The sequence below is a fragment of the Trichodesmium erythraeum IMS101 genome (assembly GCF_000014265.1).
Lineage (GTDB): Bacteria > Cyanobacteriota > Cyanobacteriia > Cyanobacteriales > Microcoleaceae > Trichodesmium > Trichodesmium erythraeum.
Map to the genome: position 1 here is coordinate 7,727,013 of NC_008312.1, position 23,096 is coordinate 7,750,108.

Sequence of the window (23,096 nt, forward strand, 5' to 3'; positions counted from 1 at the left end):
AAATTTACCTTACGGTAAATTAAAAATTATGGTGTTATATCTATGAATAATTTAGCTTCCGAAAAGATTTTTAGTCCTATTTTAATAAGAAATAAAATTGCTTGATTTTGACATCAAGCTTAATGAAAATTAAATCAATAATCCGACTAACTAATCCTCTGCAAAAATATACCGATATAGTTCATCTGAACCTGGTTCTGGACTATTTGTAGCAAAATCAACAGCTTCAGTAATTAAATTCTCAATCTTTTTATCAATTGCCACTAATTCTGCAACATCTACCAAATTATTTTCTGTTAAGTAAGTTGTAAATTTTTTAATGGGGTCACGAGAAAACCAATATTGCTTTTCTTCTTGATCTCTTAATTCATCAGGGTCTGCCAAAGAATGTCCTCGAAAACGATAAGTCAAAGCTTCAATTAAAGTTGGTCCTTCGCCAGCACGAGCCCGAGCAACAGCCTCTTGAGCAGCAGAATGTACTGCTAATATATCCATACCATCAACTTCTACACCTACCATGCCAAAAGCATGAGCTTTTTTATAAATTTCCGGTTCAGAAGTAGCGCGTTCGTGAGCCATACCAATTGCCCATTTGTTATTTTCTACTACATAAATAATTGGTAGTTTCCACAGTGCAGCCATATTTAGGCATTCAAAAAACTGACCATTATTACAAGCTCCATCTCCAAAGAAACAAGCCGTTACTTGGTCAGCCGCTTGATTTCCCATAGTTTCCCGACGATATTTACTCTGAAAAGCTGCCCCAGTCGCGACAGGAATACCTTCAGCAACAAAAGCATAACCCCCTAATAGATTATGCGTAGCTGAGAACATATGCATCGAACCACCACGACCTTTAGAACAACCTGTAGCTTTGCCAAATAATTCAGCCATTACTTCTCGTGCAGGTACACCAGCACTTAGAGCATGAACGTGGTCTCTATAGGTGCTACTAACAAAATCTTCATCTTGACGCATAGCTTTAATTACACCGGAAGAAACTGCTTCTTGTCCATTATAAAGATGGACAAAGCCAAACATTTTGCCTCGGTAATACATTTCAGCACACTTATCTTCAAATAAGCGCCCTAAAACCATATCTTCATATAGAATTAATGCTTTTTCCTTAGTGATTTTTACACTATTAGTATCAAATTTAGGTACGGTGCGTTCTTGGATCATTTTATACATCCTAAGGTAGTATAATAAGCGATAAATTTTGTGTAATGTTTTGCAAAAGTCTAAAATGACCTTATAATTATTAGCTTATATGGGAATGGTGTCTTACAGCAAACAAATTTTACTGGTTTTATGACAAAAAATGCTGTAGAATAATATAAAGCCTCTGTTAGTAAGTAAGAAGCGATATTATTAATTAGTATAGTAACTCCCCTTTGAGGAAATGCACTGTGCGGATTCCATTAGATTATTATCGAATTTTAGGTTTACCAATTCAGGCTACTGCTGAACAGTTGCGGCAGGCACATCAAGACCGCACTCAGCAGTTTCCTAGAAGGGAGTATTCTGAAGCCACAATAGTTGCTCGTAAACAGCTTATAGATGAGGCTTATGCTGTTCTTTGCGATCCTGAACAACGTCAAACCTATGATGGTAACTTTTTAGCTAAAACCTACGAGCCAATAGTAGAAGAACTCAATCCAAGTTCTCAGATAAATTTTGATCAAGCACAAGAAAAAGAAACCACACTTAAGGAGACTAGAGAAGTTCTTCCGGAAATAGCTTCTAAACAGTTAAAAAAAAGGACAAGTTATCAAAACAGAGAGACTAAAGCTGCCTCTGATTTTCATTCTAATACCCCTAGTATAGAAATAGAATATCCACAATTTGTGGGAGCCATCCTAATTTTACATGAGCTAGGAGAATATGAGCTAGTATTAAAAATAACTCACCCTTATCTTCTTAACAATAGTATAACTATTAAAGATGGACGTTTTGGAGACCCAGCATTAGTTTTGCCAGATGTTGTCCTTACAGTTGCTCTAGCAAATTTAGAATTGGGCAGAGAGGAATGGCAACAAGGACAATACGAAAGTGCAGCTACAGCTTTAGAGGCTGGCCTAGGGTTATTGCTACGAGAAAACCTATTTGTCCAAATACGAGGAGAGATACAAGCTGACCTTTATAAGCTACGTCCTTATAGAATAATGGAGCTAATAGCACTACCAGAGGAAATAGCTCTAGACCGTAGCCGTGGACTAGAAATTCTTCAAGATATGCTCAATGAACGGGGAGGAATTGATGGTCAAGGTGAAGATAGCTCTGGACTTGGGATAGAAGATTTTCTAAAGTTTGTTCAGCAGCTACGTCAATACTTAACTACAGCAGAGCAAAAGAAGTTATTTGAGGCAGAAGCCCTTCGCCCTTCCGCAGTTGGTGCATATCTAGCGGTTTATACTTTTTTAGCTCAAGGGTTTGCTCAAAAACAACCAGCCTTTATTCGTAAAGCTAAGTTGATGTTAATGCAATTGGGTCGGAGTCAAGATGTAAATTTAGAGAAATCTGTCTGTGCTTTACTTTTAGGGCAAACTGAAGAAGCTAGTCGTTCATTAGAACTTAGCCATGAAAATGAACCTCTATCCTTTATTAAAGAAAATTCTCAACAATCTCCAGATTTATTGCCAGGTCTATGTCTCTATGCTGAACATTGGTTGACAGAGGAGGTTTTTCCACATTTCCGTGATTTGTCTGACAAGTCAGCTTCTTTGAAAGATTATTTTGCAGATCAACATGTTCAAGCTTATCTAGAAGCTTTACCTACAGAAGCAGAGGTAGCTAATCAATGGGTAGTCGTTCAGCCTCGTCGTAGTAATCACAATAAAAAACAAATGTTCGACCCCAAGGAACTTGAGAAGTTGAATGTATCAGATTTGGAGGATAAAGATATTTCTCGGGTAGATGCTACTGCTACTGGTATTGTTGCTTCTGGAAGTCAAGGAAGTTCTAATTTACTAGGGGCTAGTTCTGATGGGTTGCTTCAAGAATTAGAAAAATCATCATCTACTAGAGGTGGGCCAAAACAAGTAACTACTAAGAGTTCTAGTCACTATTTAGGAAAAATTAGGGAAAAGAGTATAAGTGGTTTACCTGAGTTTAATGAAAGTACATCTATTGAGAGTGGGGGGTTACCCCAATCTATCCAAGAGCATAGTTCACGTAGAACTTCTGCTAGAAGAGAACCTGTTAAGTTTGGTCGTTTAATATTAATCGCAATTGTGGGATTTTTGTTAATAGGATTTATTGGGTTGTTAACAATTAAAACTATCGGCTGGTTAGTAAATGCTTTAGGATGGGAAAGAGAAAAACTGATGATACAATTGGATAGGCCTCCTATAGAAATCCCAGAACCTGATCGGGTTAACCTCGCAGCATCAGGACCGATAACAAAAGAAGTAGCAAGGCGAACAATTCAAAGTTGGTTAGATATCAAGGCTTCTGCTCTTGGTCCTAATCATAAAATTGAACAATTACCAAATATTTTAGTAGAACCGGCACTTTCTCGTTGGTTACCTACAGCTAATGCCCTGAAGCAAGAAAAGTCATACCGTAGGTATGAGCATGATTTAGAAATAAGTAATATAAAGATGAGTAATACAAATTCTAATCTCGCTCAAGTAGATGCTAAAGTGATAGAAAAGGTAGAGTTTTATTCTGACAATGGTAGATTAACTAATACTAACAATGAAAACTTATTTGTTCGTTATGATTTAGTTCGTAAAAGTCAAAAATGGCAAATTAGTAATTGGAAGGTATTGAGATAATTTGAAATGAAGAAGTAACTATCACAGCAAATCCCAGATCAAAAGTGAATAATTTTGATGTTGCTACTTAATTTATTTAACTTCAAAATTTTAATTTGATTGTAAAACACTATTTTTAAAATGAAATAGTGGAGTATATTATCAGTAACAATAGATGTTTAATAATCATAAACAGGGAATAGATGACTTATGAGAGAATAGTAAGTTTAAATAAACTTCTTACTCCTAAAAAAATCCTTAGCTGAACTGTATTAATTTATAATTCCTATTTATATCTATTCCCTACTTCATAAAAAGACATTTTAAGCCAGAGACATAAAACTCACTGTTCCCTTAAATTATTCCCTAAGAATTTCTAATAATGCTTACACAGTTTACCGTATATGATTTTCTACAAATTGGGTTACCAAATAGAGTAATACTAACTCTCATAAGTAATGGTAACTTTTTTTCAAATTTCAGTTATTAAATAATTAATATAAAAAAAATATTTTTTAACTCTCTTTAGCTAATCTAAAGTTAATTGTTATTATGTTTACTTACTTTATACTGTTTTACCCCCCTACTTTTCTACTCTACTAAATAAAATATAGAAAAGTTTTTGATAAATAGTATAAGTTAGTGATCGCCAATTTACTCCCTTAAAATCTAATAAACTCCTTGAATTGTCAATCAGTTGTTTTCAATTGATAAATTTTTGCTTTCTACCTCAATTCCAATACCAGAAATGATTTGGGTATATTTTAAAAATTTTTAATTGGAGAAACAGGCGAAGCTTGAGAAAAAATAAACGCACCACCAAAAAGATAACCTATCCTCAAAAGAGTTAGTTGCAGCAGCCTGTGAAACGTCAACCCATCCTTGGGCTTTGCTTTTGTAGAATTACTCCTAAACTTAACAGCCAGGCGTGATATCAATATTAATGGAACTGTGTGCCACAATAAACTAGACTCAAAATTTTTCAAACCCTTGACTATTTATAAATTTTCTTGAGTATAAAAATCCCTGAAACTAAATCATTTCAATGTTTTCACTTAATAGATTTAAGCCCATTTTACTGTAATAATCTTTTTTTTTAATTGGTATGACTCAATATACTCTTAAATAATTTCTTTACTTAAATCCTTCCTATTTTCTGACTTCTTATTTCTGACTTTCTTTGTGATATTATAATTATTTACTGTGATTATATATCAATACGATTCAGGTAAGACCAAAGACTATGGAGACAGAATTATAAGCTTTTCAGATTACAGAACTGCAAAAAAAATCCTTAACTGAACCGTATTAAATAATGTATGATGATTGACTGAATTTTAAGGGTTACTGATTCCCAGTAGTCACTCAAAATTGATTTGATAGTTAATCTATTAAATTTTTCTTTTGTTTACTTTTCCCTTTGTATTCTAAACATAGTAGTCTGTCAATCTTTGATTGAGAGGTAAATCAGTTCTCAAAAAACTGATTTACTAGCTTTTTAAATTTTATTAACCCGTGATTTTTTCCTAGACAGACCACTAGTATCTACCTATCATGAGAAAACTGCTCAACCACTAGTATAAGTTAGTAAATACATGTAGTTGAACTTCTGCCCACAAAAAAATCAACCTATATCAACTCATATCATTATTCAGCAACGCTAATTGCTCAAAAACCTAGCTAATAGACAACCAAGCAACTTTTCTAGCGGATATATTCTTTGAGAATACTGTTTCGGTTTGGATGTCGTAACTTTCTAAGGGCTTTTGCCTCAATTTGTCGAATTCGCTCACGAGTCACATTAAATATTTGCCCAATTTCTTCTAAAGTCTTCATTCGACCGTCATCCAAGCCATACCTTAACCGTAATACATCCCGTTCACGGGGACTCAAACTATTTAAAACACTTTCTAAATCTTCTCGCAATAGATTTTTGGATACTTCATCTTCAGGAGTCTCCCCATCTGACTCAATAAAATCTCCAAGTCGAGAGTCTTCTTCTTTTCCAATGGGAGTTTCTAAAGATATGGGAAGTTGAGCAGATTTAGCAATGAAACGCAACTTTTCGATAGTCATTTCCATGCTAGTTGCTATTTCCTCTTCTGTGGGTTTACGACCCATTTCTTGGGAAAGAAGCTTAGTAGTTTTCTTGATTCGGGATATTGTTTCGTATAGATGAACTGGTAGACGGATAGTACGAGACTGATCAGCTATAGCTCTAGTAATAGCTTGACGAATCCACCAAGTTGCATAAGTACTAAATTTATACCCCTTTTCATGATCAAATTTTTCTGCTGCTCGAATTAACCCCAAACTACCTTCTTGAATCAAGTCCTGGAATGATAAACCTCGGTTCATGTACTTTTTGGCGATCGAAACCACCAAACGCAGGTTAGACTGTACCATCTTTTCTTTAGCTCTACGCCCAAGTATTAAGCGACGCTTAAACTTTGGCAATTCCATATCTACTGCATTTGCCCACTCACTCACTTGGGGTTCTCGATCTAAGTGATAAATTAACTCTTCTCGAATTCGTTCCAATTCTAGTAAGTCAGCAATCTTACGGGCTAATTCAATTTCTTCATCAGCTCGTAATAGTCTGATTCTTCCTATTTCTTGTAGATAAAGGCGAATTGAGTCTTCTGTATAATGCTTTTTTTTGCCCGCAGTCCGAGTACGAGATTTAGCAACTTTACCAGACTTTAGATCGTCCTCATCAGACTGAGCATCTATATATTCTTCTCTATCTCCAATTAAAATCTCTAACTCATCGTTTACTTGTCTGGTAGGGGTTGGCTGAAATAACTCACTAGATTCTAGCTGAGGCTGAATAGTGGTTTCAATTACTTTGTCAGTCTGGATCATGTCGCGTTCCTCATGCTCCTTAAGTTGAAGAATAAATTATTTTACAGAAGTTTTCTGTCTATCTTAAGACAGTATAGCTATTGACCAAACCTATAAGGTTTATGTTTTTTTTATAGAAACTGGGAAATTACATTAGGTTGCCAATAAGACTTACTTTTATGACAGCAGTTTTGAAGTTTATGAGGTACAAAATTTTACAAGAAATTTTACCAGTTTAGGGAATAGAGATTAGTAATAAAACTATACCTCACAATCATAAAAAAAATTACCATAATATTGACTCTTTTTCCCAGTCTTCAGAGTTCTGATTTCTGACTGGTTAATGGTCATGCTAGTATCATATTCTACATTTTAAGTACCTCAACTCAACTTTTTTATAGTCACTCTTATAGAAGGGAAACCTATATAGTGTTGATTTTTCCATAGCTTGTTTCCACTTCAGTAGCAGGTAGTTTTTCATCACTACTCTAAAAGATTACTGGGCTTTAAACCCAAGCTTTTTAGTAAAATTTTCTGATACAGGTATCAGACAAGCGAGTTTTACTATAAAACTTATTTTATCCCCGTTTATTTTAAGTTGACATTCTGCCTACTGTATTAATTAATAGCTTAAGCTATGATAATAGCTATTTTTTATCTGAGCATATCCAAAGAGTTTTTATTTTTATGAAAACTATTCGGATTTATTTAGGTTTACCTTTGCACTTTTACTGATTATCCTTTTATCCTCACCTAATTATGAATACTGTCTGGGTAATTGCCAGGAATTTATATTCAACACCATCAAAATATTATTTATTTAGTGATTAGTTATTGTGAAACTATTAGGGAATTAACTACAGAATTAGACGTTGCTGAAAAGGTCATGAAAATAAACACTCTTACGTATTTGTTCTTCAATAAGATTAGCAATTGATAATTAATATAAGTCATACCCACATATTCAGCAAAGGCTACAATACTTATAGTTAATAATGCCACTAGATATAATAATATCTAATTTAGCTAAGTACTGAAACTTTAAAAAGAATTATACTCTAGCCATAAATCTTTTTCCCAAGGAGGGGAATAATATATATTTAAGTTTGTACTCTCTTTTTTTGAACCTCCTAATTAAAGTTTTCAATACTTTTGCTGAATCTTTCTATTTACTCCTATATTATTATATATTGTTAGTATACATGTCATAATTGTGATATTTTTTCTGGATCTTATTAATTTAGGTAAGCATTCAACTGAAAGTTATCAGCTATTACTTTTAGGGTGTAATATAAAGCTTTATTAATTGAATTCTAATTAAATCTTAACTACGAAAGTCGGTTTCCTTAACCTTAAAGTTGACTTTTATTTAAATACTGTCCTCATGGAAATAGTCTTATTGCTTAGATATGACTGCTTATAGCTGAATTTACATACTTTAGTTTTTCCCCTGACTATATACTATGGGAAGCTAATTCTATGTTTGTGGTCAAACTCAAGTTTTTTATTTCACTATAATACTATTGATACTACAATAATAACTGTAATTATTTAGCTAGATACTAACTTAATTAAAGACAACTCTCAGTAGGTATATATCTTTTAGTTTAACAGATTATTTTATTAAACGCTACTTAGATTATGCCAAAATTATTATTTTTGATCGAGCACTATGGTCATTACATATTAATCTTTGGTATTTTTTCTATATTTTTTATTCATCAGTATATGTTAATTCATCCTTTTCATTCTATTTTCATGCTTTAGAGTGGATATTTGATTAGTCTTAAGTGCTGTGATGAGATGCCAACACTTCAATAAACATAAGTAGATAAACTTAATACTAGATTTCTTAATAGTAAAGTTTTTAACTATCCTATTGTTACAGAAAAATTATCTCTCAGCCCAAGTTATGTCAAAGTAGGCTTCACATTAATTTTTTCTACCTTATTAGATAGATGATAAATTTACTTATCTTATTGTAGTTAATACTCTTCATATGCAAGTTAGATTAAATTTTAGCAATATATAACTAAATATTACGTTAAGAGAAATGAAGTTTTTGATGTTAAGCTGTCATAATACAGACTAAGCAGCAACTTTGTGTACATAAAATAGGCTTTTCTAGAGTAGTTATGATAATTTAATAATAAAAAAATTACATTTTCCTTAATACTTTTTAAGCAAAGTTTTGTCAAACCTTTGCTAGATATTGACTAATCCTAGAATTCAATGTTATTAAATATGTTCAATTTTAGCAACAAAAATGAACTTACAGTAATATGCCATTTACACCTAACTCTATTTCATCACTCAAATAATTAAATTTGAAAACAATAATAGTAACTAATTACCATTTTATTACTTATTAAAGCCCGTAAATAAAGCCTCAACTGCAACTTGCCCTTGTTCTTAAAAGACTACAGATAAAATATATTAATCTCATTGATATAGAGTCAGAGATATTTATATTAGTAGCTTTAATGTTTTACTACTTTGTTGATTGCTATAAATTTATATTTCAAAACTGTAAGTATGTTTTTCAAGGGAATTAAAATTTTTCAAAAAAACAGAATAATCTATAGAAAAAATTATCCCAAAAAGTAGTAGCTAACATAAGTATTAAAAATAGATTTTATTAATATTGGAAAAACAAATAAAATGACTCTAGTACAAATAAGTACGTAAGTATCAATAAAGGTGAAAATAAAAAAACTGATAAAATACCTATAACCTAATTATCAAAAGGTTTTCACCAGTTTAATTTTTATTGCTATTGTACAGATAGTTAAACCAATTTACTTATAAACTATGCTTAAAGAGAAAGTTATTACTCCTTGTAGAAGTTAAACATATTGGTTGATATCAATGCCTATTTAGGCTACCCCAACAGTCGGGGTAGGTATGGTTTAGTTGAACCCAAAATATAAGAATGTTTTTTATGGATTTAGTCATCTAGATATCCCAGGGCGTTGTAATTTTCAGTGAAAAAAAAATAAAATAGCTCTTTTTTACAAAATAATTAAGTAGTTGTGCAGAATTAATTATACATAAATAAATAAATAAGAACTAGATGTCAAATTATCTAGGCTTAAAGTACTTACAAATCAAGATAAAAAAAGGAAAAATTTATTAAGTATGTTTAGATAAAAGTAATTTTTATTTGAGGCGATCTATTTTATATAGATGGCAAAAAAAAGGAAAAGTAATAACTTCTAAAAATTATTAGAGTAAACAAGCAAATGTTTTAGGGTTAATGAATTGCAAAAATGAATTCTATTACTAAATAATCAAGGTATATATATATAAATTAGTAAAGTTATGGTGAATTCTTGAGATAAATTGAGTCATGACTTGTCAAAAAGAGCTTTATTAGTTCTGGACTAAGTAGGTAGGCGTTAAAATTTATTTCTATGTAACAAAATGTAAATTTTGTCTCCTGTCAATTGTCTAGAGAGTCTTGGAGTCTCTTTACAAAATTTAATATAGTTAAGCTTTTTTTGTGAATATCTACTTAAACTTCAGTTCATACTAGTGGTCGTATACTGAATAAATTAGAAGAATGGAAGTAAAAAAAAATGGAAATATTTTGCTTGCCTATCTATGTTAGCAAAATCTAATATAGTAGAAATGTGATAGAAACTTATGGCATTTTTCAGCATTGATGAGGTGCAATAGCAGCACTTGGTAAACCAATGTCCATGTCTGAATATTTAATTATGTCGCTTGGTGCAAAAGCTTTGTTAATAGATTCTTCTAAGTCTTTATAAGTTCACAGCATCTAAAGACAATAAGTTAATTTTTTATCTTTGACCATATTTGTTCAATGGATAAAAATTCCGGGAAGTACGGAGGAAAAAAAACAGCTTGGATCCAACTTCCTGGTTAGCTTTTTCTATTTCTTTCCCATTATGAATACTACAATTGTCAATAACTAGACAAGCACCAGGTCACAATTGAGGTATCACTTTAATTGAATAAATGTTTCGTATGTTTGCTGATAAAACTATTCCTTTGCGAGTGACAGCTCAATAAGAATGAAATTCTTTTTCCTTTTTAATGGAGAGTCTGAACACGATCTATTTTAGCCTTATTTTACTGTGTATATAAGCCAGCCATTGCCATATCTACTTCAGGTTAATTTATAAAGATTAAATCTTCAACCAAGATGTTTTTGATTATTTCCTAATACTATAATCTCAATTTTTGTACTTTTTTATTTATTTTTTTTTCTCAGCATAAGTTGTTTTTTTACTGTTGATTTGAGTATTTTTTTATTATACTATATTGATTGTCTGCTGACTCTAAATCCGGCTTTTTAATTATTAATTTGCAACAGTTATTCATTAGTTAAATCATGATTTTTTCTATTAATTGTCCTTGTTAATTATTCTGACTTATTTGTTAAAATTTAACTCCTATAACCTTAGGTTTAGGGCTCATATTTCCAGTCTTTATGTATGGCTTTAAAACTTTACTAATCAAACTAAGGGTAACTTTAAAATTCTCTGCTAGTTGACCATAAAAAATCCTTTAAAAATAGTAAGATTCAATAATTTTTTTCTGAAATATATTGAGTATTTCAACTTTTTTTATTCTGATAAAGGTATTGTTTATACTGTACCTCATAGATTTGATAATTGCTATATCATGCTATGAATGGATTTAAAGTAGGATACCTAAAAATTGCATTAGCTTACTTCCATATCTTAAAAAGTGCTTGAGAAAAAACGGAACAGAATATGTAATTAATTCTGTTTATACACTTAAAACTAAAAAATACAAAGACAATTAGTGTAAGTAATAAATAGGAAAAAGTTTTAGCATTTATCTTTAATAAGAACCTTTTCTCAAAAATTTGATGTAATTCTCAACAAGAGGACGGGTGATTTTCCTGTTAGTAATTCTCTGTCCACTATGATAATGAATCTGAGCATGGACATGATAACCAGAGGTTCTTCCTGTAAGACCTTGGATACCAATTAATTGTCCTTTATTAATTCTTGTTCCTCTTCTTGGTGTTGAACCTTGTAACAAATGACCCATTAACCAATAATAATTAGTCCCATCACACATAAGTTCAACTATCTGACCTGCACCTTGGGCTACTCTAAAACTTCCATTTCGGCCTTGAAATCTAGTTCCGCGAATAGTGCCTTTGCAAGGCGCTGGAATAGGAACTTGTAATTTACCATTTAGCTCTAGGGTAAAATCATAAGCTCCCGGAGGGGTATTATCAATGAAATAAGGAGTATGAATTACATAAGGTAGAAATTTATCTGATTTGCCATAGTATGGAATCAAAAAGGGAGTAATTTTGGGGAAGTTATGTTGTATCTTCTCTTGCACAATGGCTATTTTTTTTGCTACTTCTTCTATTATTTGAACTCCTGTTTTGATTAAGGGAGCTAACACAGTTATATGTATTAAAAATATAAATATCAAAAAAACAAAAAAACTTTTAACTTTACCACTATAGTGATTGTATTTTTTTTGTAAGATTAGTTGTTTTATGAGAAAAATAACTAATGGCGTTGAATATTGGTAAAAAAACTTTTTATAGGGCAATATTTGTGATTTTTTTTGTCTAAAAAGTTGCATAATATTGCTTTTTTTGTAATAACTAATAACTCAATATTATATTATGATTTGAGGGGGTATAAATTTAGGGATAGTAATTCGGGTTCTGTGGGAATAGAAAAATAAAAAGAATATAATTCAGTTACTTGAGAAACACTTATAGTAGGGCTTAGTTAAGGATTTTTTAGCAGTTATGTAATATTAATTGCTCATAATTCTGGTTCCATACCTTGTTAATTTTGGTTTGATATGAACCCTATTCGCTATAACACTTGAAACAGATAATTAAACAGCAATAGAGCGAAGTGAAATATTCTGGGCAATCAAAAAGTTTTATTATTGCATAATAGTCTTATAACCCTGACTCAAAATGATTGATTGACAAATAGCTGTAATGCTTCTGGCAAAAAAAGGTTTTGGTTGTAGAGATTCCCAGGGACTGTTCTTACTAAGTTAGTATTCGATCTTTGGGCATATATTACTCTAAATTCTAGCAAGATTAGGCGATAACAAAAAAATCAACTAGCAGTTGCCTAATTTTGGTTGGTATTACTTATGGTTTAGCTGATTGAATATAAAAGCATATAGTTACTAAATCTATAGATAAATAAACCTTGACCTAGTTTTAATATAGGGTAACCATTACGGGGTGAACTACAACACCCATTATCATTATCCCATTACTAAAAGCGTTTGGGAATGCTTTTCGTAATATGTTAAACTTCCATTGACATCAGCATTGTATTTGAGACCATTTGAAGCTTTATAAAGTCTTTTTCTCACTCGTTTACCACTCAATCTATATTTGACACCTTTGTGATAAACTGGTAAATCTTCCAAGTCTAAAAAACTAGCAATTGAAGTCTTATCAAGCAAATACCTCTTATAGTATAAATACTTACTAAACTGCCGTTTTTATATTACTTTTAATCCACATTTTATGTTTAAAATATAGCATGAGAGAGAGATTATAATTAATTCAGTATTAATATTTTACAATTCTAGTAGAACGGGAAAAACAAAAAATTAAGTAGAAATCTTGAGGTATGTCAAGAAAAATGTATGAGAGTTTATATGTAAAAATAACTCTGTCAAATAGGGAAGATATAAAAATAAAGAAAAATGTCAGTAAAAATAAAAAATGTGTGACATAAGTTCTAAAACTCCTTCAATTTGAATTATCTTGAATTACCCATTTCCATAGAAGATGAGTTGGTCCTTGATGTTTAATCTGACGTACTTGTTGTTCTAAGCCCTTTTGTTCTTCTGGAGATATACCCCAAAGAATGTTTCTACTTTGCCAAACTAAAATAGCAGTTGTAGTACCAAGACACAAACCTAGACCAAGAGAAGATAGCCTATTATAAGCCAGAGCGTAACGTACAGAAACCCAGGTAAAATGCTCTACCCATAAATGAATTTCTCTGCGTAAACTCCATATACTTAGAGAACCAATACTGATCCAGAGAAACACAGCTATTAACCATCTACAATAGATTTTTAATCTGTAAAGTCTCTGTACTTGAACTGGTAAAACTGACTCATCTTTACATATTATTCTAGGCATAGATATAAGTGAGAAAAGAAACTGGTTTAACTGCCCATATAAAAAATTTAAATAATACTTTACTTTAAAGAATTATCCCTATTGCCAGGAAAAATTTATCCTTTTCTAAAAAATTAGAAAATTATTTGGTAGGTGCAGATCTTATCCATTATTTTATCCATTATTATAATGAAGCATTTCATTGGGGGAGATTAAAGATAGAGTAAGTATGGCAACTATATCGCTTTACCCTAATTTTATTGCTATGTTTACAGGAGTATCGAATTTTTTCTATGTAAGAATAGAAGCTATATCAAATCCGGTAGTATAGGTATAAAAAAAGTATATTATTCCGGGGAAAGTATTAAATGCTCTACTATAGCAATTTTATTTAGGTTGTGACAATTTAACAACTAAAAATCTACTCCGAAACTCTTGAGCATTTATTAATTATTGCCCCAAACCCCTATCTCAAAAAGCGATAATATTTTGGACCCTAATAAAACAGGATTACTATATACTAACATCTACTTCTTATTATAAATCCGGTTTATAATAATACTTCAAAGCAAGCAGATTTGATGTTAGTCTAATTTTTTTACTAAAGGTATAAGAGCTAATTTATAGACTTAATATTCTTTATAGATAGGGGTTTTCACATCCTTGTTCCAGGAGCTGTCATGACGTCCTCTTTTAGCCCTAATTTTCTTCCTAATATGGGTTTAACCTCATCCATCTACATTCACCATTTTCCTCGCAATATGGTTTAATTAAATAAAAATTAGCACCTTGGCGATCGCCTTTATTTGGCCCATCTTTAATAATTTTAACTTTTCCTGTCATCCCTATAAAATCAGTATTTAACAAAGCATTATTGATTCCTTCTGGTGTAGGAGTTCCTACGCTTTGATGTTGTTGAGAAATTGCTCGAATGAACATTTCAGTCGCATCATAAGATGTGCCAATGCGCGTGATTAAATAATCCTCTGTCTTCCAAAAACTCTGAAAATTTTTAAATTTTTGATCTGACTCAGAGGGTTCCCAAAATCTTCTAATTATTATGTTATTCAGTACTGACTTGTCGAATTTTGTCAAAAAATCTGGAGTATACACAGGACTATTACCAATCAGTAAAAAATCTCCTTTATTTTCTTCAATAATTGCTTTAACTTGACCTCTTTGGGATTCAGTGTATGCACCCATAAATAAAAAAATAACTGTATTTGTCTCATTACGTAAAGGATTATTTTTGTATCTTTTAAGTGTTTCTCTCAAATCTAATGGATTTTTTTGAAATAATTCAACCTCTGTAATATTGTCTTTCTGTATCCTTTCTAGGAGTTGTTTTTTTGCTTCAGAAGATGAAGAAAGAGAAAAAACATCGGTACTATTCCTAAAAATAATTACATTTTTTATTTCTAGATTCTCATTATCAATGTACTTTCTAACTGCATCCATCGCTTCTTTTGTTGTTCCAATAGTTCTAAAGAAAAATGAAAAATTTAGTTGAGAATTCGACAAATTTTCACTTTTAAATACCTTTTTATAAGTATCTTTTAGGTCTGCTCTAGTAGAGGTAGCACTTGGTGTAATTTGATTTATTTTAAGTTTATGATATTTATTAATTACATTGATTGTAGCTCTGGAAGAATAATGACCTATAAATCCTAAAATAGGATTATCTAAAGTAGAATTATAGGTTCCTATTTCGTCAGCTATTTTTTTAGCTTGTTCTCCGTCGTTAGAATCATCAGCCATTAACACTAATAATTTCCAATCTTCATTATTATCATCAGATTTATTATTAAACTCCTCTTGTTTCCAAGCTATCCCTCTAAGTATATTCTTACTTACATATCTTAGGGTGTGACTAAAAGGAATAGCAACACTGATTGCATAGACCTGGTTTCTAGGTAAGTCTCCTTGTTGAATATCTAGCATAACTTTGGCATTATTCAAAGCAATTAAAAGAGAAGGATCTTTATCTCCATCCTCTCCTTCCCATGCTTCTTTTAAATATTCAACAGCTTGTTTATAATTCCTTTTAGCTAATTCATCTCTCCCACGCCTTTCTTCTGTTGAAAATGCGCTGTTTACAGGAAAATTAATAGTAATACCTTGCTCTTTTTCACCACAAGTTAAGAACTGAAATTCTGTAGGACAAAGATCATAAATACTTTTACTTTTAGGATTATTTTCAGAATTATTTTGAGAAATATTTTGAGGTTGATTTGTATCAATTTTCTTAAATATGTCTAATATTTTCTGATATATTACTAATAGAAAAACGAAAAAAAGACAGTAAGGCAAAAAATGTGTAAGCCACCACTTTGGTATTTTATTTCCATGAGTTGAATCAATAGGATTCTTTAGTGATTCTCGTGTAATTTTCCGAGAAATACTAGCAGGTATTTCAGGCCAAATTTTTTCTAAAGCTTCTATTGATATCGCTACACCAGACTTTCCTTTTCCTTTTCCATCAACATCAATTTTATGAGTAACTAGACCCACAACTGATTTTTTATTAATATCATAAACGGGGGCACCACTATAACCTGAACGAAGAATTCCTTTTTTTTATCTCTAACTTTCCAACTGCAACTTTTTCTGTTACATTCTCTATTATTTGTAATGCTTTTTCTCCATCAACCTCAACTATCATTTCTCCTCTTATTGTTTGACGACGAAGCGCGTTATTTTGTCCAAAAAGATAATAGCCAGGAATTTTAACTTCTAATTTTTTTCCTTCCTTTCCATCTAAAATCCTTAAGTTCAAGGATGAAGCTAAAAAAGTTGTATTGATTTTTAAAATAGCTACATCAAAACCTTGAACATCTCCTATTTTTATAACTTCCGCTGGAAGATTATTCACCCTTATATTTTCTTCTCCACCCACACCCTCAATAACATGAGCACAAGTAAGCAGATAACTATAATTCTGTTGTTTATGAAATATAAATCCAGTACCAATAACATTTGCTTTTTTTGCACTTCTGATTAAAACAATAGAATCTTCTAAGTTACTCATTTTCTAACTTTTTAGGTTTCAAAACTAACTTAACTTTTAAATTCGTACCCCCCTTTCCTTTAGTAATATAGATGTTACCCTGCCCCTCAAAATTTAAACCTACTTCTACCTCAGCTTGTTCAATTTCCATATCTTTATTGATTTCTTGCCAAGCTTCAGCAATAGGACGACTAATACTAATTAATATAGGTTTAATCTGAGCAAAAGCAGATTTAACTCCTTTAATAAAATTAGTAGAAATAGTTTCTGATTCATCCTCTGAGGCTCCTGAATAAACTAAAATACCATTTTCTAGTTCAATTAATCTGGTAGCCATATATAATTATTATTGCTAAATTTGACTTGTATTTTATTGTAGAAGAAATAGAGCCTAAAAATCTTCGTAGTGCACCATTAAAAACTTCGTGGGAATTATTAAGAGCAAATCCGTTGGCCTCGGAGTTATATAACTCCTATCGTCATTATAAGCCAAAGGCCCTTAGACCTTAGAATATAGACTTACAGCAATGCATGAGGATGGTGAGTTACAACTGACAGCTATGAGTAAACCAATTTCTAATATCAGTTAAAGTCACTAAAAATAAAGCATTAACCTTATATATGCCAACACTTGTATAATGAATCAACAAGCTCTAATTAAAACTTCTATCAGAGCTTGAGTTCTTTAGCTGTATTTATGTTTAAACAGTATCCTTTTGACCTTCTATTAACTGTGAATTTTCTTCTAAGGGGTTGGGGATAAATTCTCCAATACGCTCACGCCACCAAGCTAAAAGCGTACTAGCAATAAATATACTAGAGTAAGAACCTGCCACAAAACCAATAATTAAAGCCAAAGCCAAATATTTTAAAGTTTCTCCACCGAATATAAGAATACCAACTAAAGGTAATAAAGTAGTTACAGTGGTATTAATTGACCGTGTTAAAGTTTGATTGACGGCATCATCAACTATCTGATTAATTGGTTTACCTGGATAGCGCTTAATTACTTCCCGAACTCGGTCGTAAATTACTACTGTATCATTAACAGAAAATCCAATAATAGTTAATAGAGCAACCAAAAATAAACTATCTACTTCCACACCGGCGACCAAACCAAGAATTGAGAAAATGCCAACGGTAACTAATATGTCGTGAAATAAGGCAACAAAAGCAAATACGGCATAGTCAAACTGAAACCTAAAAGTCAGATATATTGTAATACCAAAAAAAGCAACCAGTAGAGCTGATAGTCCAGAGGTAAAAATTTGTCGTCCTAAAGTAGGACCGACTGTATCAATTTGAGTAGAATCTGGGTCAAATTTACCAAATTCTGTACTTAAAGCAGTTATTAACTGAGTTCGAGTATCAACATCTAAAGTTTTTGTGCGTATGTCAATAGCTTCTTTCTCTTCTCCTACAACTTGAATCTTACTGTTAGGGAAACCTTCCTTGCTTATTATTTCTCTGACAGCAGCAACTTTGATAGGTTGATTACAGTTATTGGGTATAGTGCAATCTAATTCTAGTTGTAACCGAGTACCGCCAACAAAATCTAAACTTGGACGTAAGGGGGCACTAATATCTGGCCGAGTCCAAGAAATGGCCATAGCAATTAAACCACAAAGTATAATAGACCCTGAAATTGTCCACCAAAGCGATCGCTGTTTAATAATATTTATCTTCATTAAAATCTCCTGATAGCTTCTTTGACCCCTACTTCAACTGGGAGAGGAAAAGAGACATGGTGGTTCCAACAACTACCAGTGAAATATTAATTGTATTGATATTCATGTGAGTTTTATAGATGAGTGGGCAATATTTGAGGTTACTTTAGTTCTGGACAGAATAATTCTGGTTTACGGAATTGAGAAAATCCAATTGTCCAAAACATCAAAGTTCGACTACAAGTCAGGGCGGTAAACATACTTATTGCTACACCAATTCCCAAAGTTAGGGCGAAACCCTTGACTAAACCAGTTCCTAACCAGAATAGTGCTACGCAAGCAATCAAAGTTGTGACATTACCATCTAGAATACTAGAAAAAGCCCGATAAAAGCCAGACTCTACAGAACGATATAAAGTTTTGCCAGCTCGTAACTCTTCCCTTGTCCGTTCAAAAATTAAAACGTTGGCGTCTACTGCCATACCAATACTCAGGATAAAACCAGCAATTCCTGGCAATGTTAAAGTAACCCCCAAGATGGAAAAACTAGCAATGGTAAATAGGGCATAAATAACTAGGGCTACGTCAGCAATGACGCCAGGTAGTCTATAGTAAAGAACCATAAATATTAATACCAGAATTAAACCACCTATTCCGGCGTAGACACTACGCTGAATACTATCTCTGCCCAAAGTGGCCCCAACAGTTCGATTTTCAACTATTTCTACAGAAACAGGTAGAGCGCCACCCCGCAGTTGTACAGCTAGATCATTAGCTTGTTGAGGGGTAAATGTACCTTGAATAACTGCACTACCACCAGTAATTCCTGTCTCTGCAAATTCAACACTAACCGTAGGAGCGCTTAATAGTTTATCGTCTAGGAAAATACCGATACTACGCCCAGTTCCTGCTAAATTTTTGGTCAATTCAGCAAATTTTTGTCCTCCTTCAGAGGTGAAACGTAAAGCTACATTCCAGTTATTAGACCCAGGAGCTTCTGGTTCCGCTAAAGCATCTCTGAGGTCTTGGCCTTTAATAATTGCTTCTTTGAATAGTTGGGCGATCGCTTGATTTGTTTTTTCGATAGATTCTAAATTTTTTTCTATAGCTTCTTGGTCTTCACTATTTTTAAGTAATTCTTGCTCTACTAATAGTTGTCTCTGTACTTGATATTCAATTGCTAACTGCTGCTCGGTACTTTGTAACTGTTCTCGAAAGTCAAGTTGAGCTGTCCCTCCTAAAACCCGTTCTGCTTGTTCAGGGTCATTTACTCCTGGTAATTGAACTAAAATTTGGTCTTGTCCTAAAGATTGAACTACTGATTCTGATACACCTAAAGCATTAACCCTATTTTCAACTATTTTTAGGACTCCTTCCATTACACGTTCGTCAATGGTGGGAATTTCCTCAGAGGTTTGTAGTTGAATAGTGAGTTGTGACCCACCTCTGAGATCTAATCCTAAACGAATTGGAATTTGACTTAATACTGTAACTGATGCGATAACTAGAACTAAGATTAAAGCTATATAAGAATTTTGTCTACGCATAATTTAATTAAATTAAAGTAGCATTTAGAGGATTGTATTGATAATTAATACTAATTTCATCAAATTAAAAATTCACTTATAAATATTTTTATAAACTTGAAATCCCAGATTTCAAGTAATGTGTAGTCTAACTTTAGGAAATTGGTAATATATATGGATATTTTTTTGTATAAGGTCAATATAAATGTTTAAGTCATATAAAAAATATCTAGGCTTTTTAGGGAATGAGCAATAGGGAAGGGTTTAGTATATTATTTACTTTGCATTTAACCCTTTAAAAAGATGTCGTATAACTTTAACACAAAGAAAGTGATGTCACCAAATTTGTTCATAGTTTTTAGGAATAAGATAAGTCTTCCCTAATCAATTTCTCAGCCTTATATTTCTGCCCATCCAATTTTGTTTCAAAGCTTGAGTATTCAATTTGAAACCTCACTTTGCAGTAGAGATGAATTTTGAGATTTTGTCTAAAAAAAAACAAGGGCACTGCCAGTTCAATTAACTCAGAGCAGGTAATTGTTGGATTGGAATTGCTCAAGTATCCTCAAGTGGATTGATTCTTACAGGGAGAATTGGTAAATATAATGGCCAATGAGATTGGATAACTCATAGTTAATACAGAAGGTAAAACTAACTGTCAATATTGGCATACCGATAATTGAGTCGGATCTAAAAAAGTTATGCTCCCTGAAATTTAGCATATTATTGCAAAAGACCAGACACAGCAATTAGAGCGAACGTACGGAATTGTTGGACAATAGAAGGGTCGATGGCATCCCCGAGATGCAGAAATTTGCTAAGGTTTGGGAGCAGATATTAATAATACTGAGATTAGCGATCGCGGAGCGTGGGGTCAGCTATATCGCCTATTTCAATTAGATTTGGATTCATACTTCTAAGGACAATACAGCAGGAGAAAGGACAGGTTTAGGGTAATACAGCAACTGCAGCAGCTATATCAATTCCTAGAACTGGTATGACTTAATTGTCTATCCCACACTTTGCCCTGTGCAAAACCTATGTGTCTAATGGATAGCAATTGTAGTAGGTAGGTACAGAAATTGCTTAACTATATTAATTTTTGTAAACTAACTTCAAGTTTCTCGAAATAGTTGACTTGAGAGGTTATACCAATTTCATAAACTTAAAACTTCAATTAACTGATCAAAATATTTACAAGTTTGACATCTTGGATTTCAAGTTATGTTTAGTTTGACTTTAGGAAATTTATATTATTTACATTTTATTACATAGCAACAAAGTTTAACTCCTACCTACTTAGGAAGGTTAAAAAACAAAAAGTTGCCCGCTTGAAGGAAAAGCTTAGTAAGCATTAAATTTGCTCCTCTTCAACACTCAGATTCTGAAAGAATTCAGTAGCTTAGCAAGGTTAGCAAATAAGCAATGTTATTTATATTTCATCATTCCTGGGAGACCAATTCCTGCTTAGGGTGTGATAATGAGTTAATAACTCATAGCTAAACTGCGAAGTTAGAACTCTGGAGGATAGCTGATAGCTTATAGCTAAATCCTTACAAAGCTTGAATCGTTTATGTTATCAAAAAATTTAATTAGTCTTCTTGCTTCTTCTTTCTCTCCTAGATAACTAAAGTCTTCCTCCTTCTTGCTTCCAGTTAAACTTTAATTGCCACCATTTTTTGTACTGCTTCAACAATTTGCTCTGGTTGTACAATTGTTAATCTTTCAAGTAAACCATTATAAGGTGTAGGAATGTCTTGAGAAGACAATCGTAAAATAGGAGCATCTAGTTCATCAAATAATTTTTCATTAATTGAGGCAATTAACTCAGCAGCAATACCACCTGTTTTCATACACTCTTCAACAATAATCACCCGGTGAGTTTTCTTAATAGAAGCACCAATAGTTTCAAAATCTAAAGGTTTGAGAGATATGAGGTCTATTACCTCCGGGTCATAACCCTGTTTTTTCAAAGTTTGTACTGCTTGGGTAACGTGATGACGCATTCTCGAATAGGTCAAGATAGTAACATCTTTTCCAGTTTGTACCACTTCTGCTTTATCTAGAGGTAACAAATACTCATCTTCTGGCAAGTCTTCTTTGAGATTATAAAGAAGGACATGCTCAAAAAATAAGACCGGATTTTCATCACGGATAGCTGATTTAAGTAAACCTTTGGCGTTGTATGGAGTTGAACAAGCTACTATTTTAAGACCAGGAACAGCTTGAAAATAGGCTTCTAATCTTTGGGAATGCTCTGCACCTAACTGACGACCCACACCACCAGGGCCACGAATCACTAATGGAATTTTGAAATTACCACCAGAGGTATAGCGTAACATTCCAGCATTATTGGCAATTTGGTTAAAGGCCAATAATAAAAATCCCATATTCATGCCTTCAATGATAGGCCGTAGTCCAGTCAGGGCTGAACCTATAGCCATTCCTGTAAAGCTATTTTCTGCAATAGGAGTATCAAGAATACGTAGTTCCCCATATTTTTCATAAAGACCTTTGGTCACTTTGTAGGAGCCTCCATAGTGACCTACGTCTTCACCAAGAACATATACAGTTGGGTCGTGAGCCATCTCTTCATCAATAGCTGCACGGAGAGCATTAAATAATAAAGTTTGTGCCATTTAACAGGTTGGTTATGTGAGTTAGGTAACAATTTCCACTCTGACTTGAGAATCAGATATAGACTTCTAGGGTGAGTTCACCTAATTGTTTTATATATATATTCTAAGATTTGCTTTTAATTCCTCATGCTTTCCCACGGTGTTAATCAAAAATTACTCAGAATTTTAGCTAATAGCTAATTAAATGTTAATATTAACCTTTTACTGTCTTATCTAAGCAGCTTTTTAACTAATTTGACTTGACTTCTGTTTAGCTTTGATTAAAATATTATTATTTATTATTACATATAATTATATCATAAAAAACTATATTTGTCAAGCTAAGATATAATTACTATACAAGGCAATATAAGTTATCTTCTTAAATAATTATGTTTAAACTAACTGTTCTATTAGCTAAGTTTTTCGAGAACCTATGTACAAAATTTAACTGGATATTGTCAGCAGTATTTTGAAAAAAAATAACTTGTTTGGTAGTTCTGAAAAACAAACTTTTATTGAATAATTTATAAATTTAATTTGCTTTGTT

The 23,096-nt window shown here is 32.3% G+C and carries 12 protein-coding genes and 1 pseudogene; 2 read left to right on the forward strand and 11 right to left on the reverse strand.

The window, feature by feature from the left end:
- Window positions 1–150: 150 nt before the first annotated feature.
- Window positions 151–1,182 (reverse strand): pyruvate dehydrogenase (acetyl-transferring) E1 component subunit alpha, encoded by a 1,032-nt coding sequence (gene pdhA / locus TERY_RS24435; RefSeq protein WP_011614263.1) that lies wholly within the window; start codon window positions 1,180–1,182, stop codon window positions 151–153.
- A gap of 227 nt (window positions 1,183–1,409) precedes the next feature.
- On the opposite strand from pdhA, the gene TERY_RS24440 reads away from it, so the two are divergent.
- Window positions 1,410–3,779 (forward strand): IMS domain-containing protein, encoded by a 2,370-nt coding sequence (locus TERY_RS24440; RefSeq protein ID WP_011614264.1) that lies wholly within the window; start codon window positions 1,410–1,412, stop codon window positions 3,777–3,779.
- Between the two features lie 1,683 nt (window positions 3,780–5,462).
- Here the strand turns inward: TERY_RS24440 and rpoD are convergent.
- From rpoD to TERY_RS24455, 4 genes are all read right to left on the reverse strand, one after another.
- On the reverse strand, window positions 5,463–6,623 hold the full coding sequence (gene rpoD / locus TERY_RS24445) for an RNA polymerase sigma factor RpoD (protein ID WP_011614265.1): 1,161 nt from the start codon (window positions 6,621–6,623) through the stop codon (window positions 5,463–5,465).
- 4,812 nt (window positions 6,624–11,435) lie between these two features.
- Window positions 11,436–12,017 (reverse strand): M23 family metallopeptidase, encoded by a 582-nt coding sequence (locus tag TERY_RS24450; RefSeq protein WP_196797171.1) that lies wholly within the window; start codon window positions 12,015–12,017, stop codon window positions 11,436–11,438.
- Window positions 12,018–12,854: 837 nt separating this feature from the next.
- The gene (locus tag TERY_RS34225) at window positions 12,855–13,058 is read right to left on the reverse strand and encodes a hypothetical protein (protein WP_011614267.1); all 204 of its coding nucleotides are present in this window, start codon (window positions 13,056–13,058) and stop codon (window positions 12,855–12,857) included.
- 292 nt (window positions 13,059–13,350) lie between these two features.
- Window positions 13,351–13,749: a hypothetical protein gene (locus TERY_RS24455; protein WP_011614268.1), complete on the reverse strand. Its 399-nt coding sequence runs from the start codon at window positions 13,747–13,749 to the stop codon at window positions 13,351–13,353.
- A gap of 8 nt (window positions 13,750–13,757) precedes the next feature.
- On the opposite strand from TERY_RS24455, the pseudogene TERY_RS38030 reads away from it, so the two are divergent.
- Window positions 13,758–13,955, forward strand: a pseudogene (locus TERY_RS38030) (hypothetical protein); the annotation flags it as partial.
- A 484-nt stretch (window positions 13,956–14,439) separates the two neighbouring features.
- On the opposite strand, the gene TERY_RS24460 reads toward TERY_RS38030, so the two are convergent.
- From TERY_RS24460 to TERY_RS24485, 6 genes are all read right to left on the reverse strand, one after another.
- Entirely contained in the window at window positions 14,440–16,239 is a 1,800-nt protein-coding gene (locus TERY_RS24460) for an ABC transporter substrate-binding protein (protein WP_011614269.1), read from the reverse strand.
- A 37-nt stretch (window positions 16,240–16,276) separates the two neighbouring features.
- Window positions 16,277–16,756: a trypsin-like peptidase domain-containing protein gene (locus tag TERY_RS24465; protein WP_011614270.1), complete on the reverse strand. Its 480-nt coding sequence runs from the start codon at window positions 16,754–16,756 to the stop codon at window positions 16,277–16,279.
- A complete protein-coding gene (locus TERY_RS24470) occupies window positions 16,749–17,072 on the reverse strand; it encodes a CU044_2847 family protein (protein WP_011614271.1) in 324 nt (107 codons plus the stop codon). Before TERY_RS24470 ends, TERY_RS24465 begins: the two co-directional genes overlap by 8 nt.
- A 364-nt stretch (window positions 17,073–17,436) precedes the next feature.
- On the reverse strand, window positions 17,437–18,423 hold the full coding sequence (gene secF, locus TERY_RS24475; RefSeq protein WP_011614272.1) for a protein translocase subunit SecF: 987 nt from the start codon (window positions 18,421–18,423) through the stop codon (window positions 17,437–17,439).
- Window positions 18,424–18,563: 140 nt separating this feature from the next.
- Entirely contained in the window at window positions 18,564–19,949 is a 1,386-nt protein-coding gene (gene secD, locus TERY_RS24480) for a protein translocase subunit SecD (RefSeq protein WP_011614273.1), read from the reverse strand.
- 1,634 nt (window positions 19,950–21,583) lie between these two features.
- On the reverse strand, window positions 21,584–22,567 hold the full coding sequence (locus TERY_RS24485; protein WP_011614274.1) for a pyruvate dehydrogenase complex E1 component subunit beta: 984 nt from the start codon (window positions 22,565–22,567) through the stop codon (window positions 21,584–21,586).
- Between the last annotated feature and the right edge of the window lie 529 nt (window positions 22,568–23,096).

What these genes read in the sequence shown, in the direction of transcription:
- pdhA (WP_011614263.1), bottom strand. Translation starts at nt 1,182, where the DNA reads ATGATCCAAGAACGCACCGTACCTAAATTTGATACTAATAGTGTAAAA.
- rpoD (WP_011614265.1), bottom strand. Translation starts at nt 6,623, where the DNA reads ATGATCCAGACTGACAAAGTAATTGAAACCACTATTCAGCCTCAGCTA.
- TERY_RS24455 (WP_011614268.1), bottom strand. Translation starts at nt 13,749, where the DNA reads ATGCCTAGAATAATATGTAAAGATGAGTCAGTTTTACCAGTTCAAGTA.
- TERY_RS24465 (WP_011614270.1), bottom strand. Translation starts at nt 16,756, where the DNA reads ATGAGTAACTTAGAAGATTCTATTGTTTTAATCAGAAGTGCAAAAAAA.
- TERY_RS24470 (WP_011614271.1), bottom strand. Translation starts at nt 17,072, where the DNA reads ATGGCTACCAGATTAATTGAACTAGAAAATGGTATTTTAGTTTATTCA.
- secF (WP_011614272.1), bottom strand. Translation starts at nt 18,423, where the DNA reads ATGAAGATAAATATTATTAAACAGCGATCGCTTTGGTGGACAATTTCA.
- secD (WP_011614273.1), bottom strand. Translation starts at nt 19,949, where the DNA reads ATGCGTAGACAAAATTCTTATATAGCTTTAATCTTAGTTCTAGTTATC.
- TERY_RS24485 (WP_011614274.1), bottom strand. Translation starts at nt 22,567, where the DNA reads ATGGCACAAACTTTATTATTTAATGCTCTCCGTGCAGCTATTGATGAA.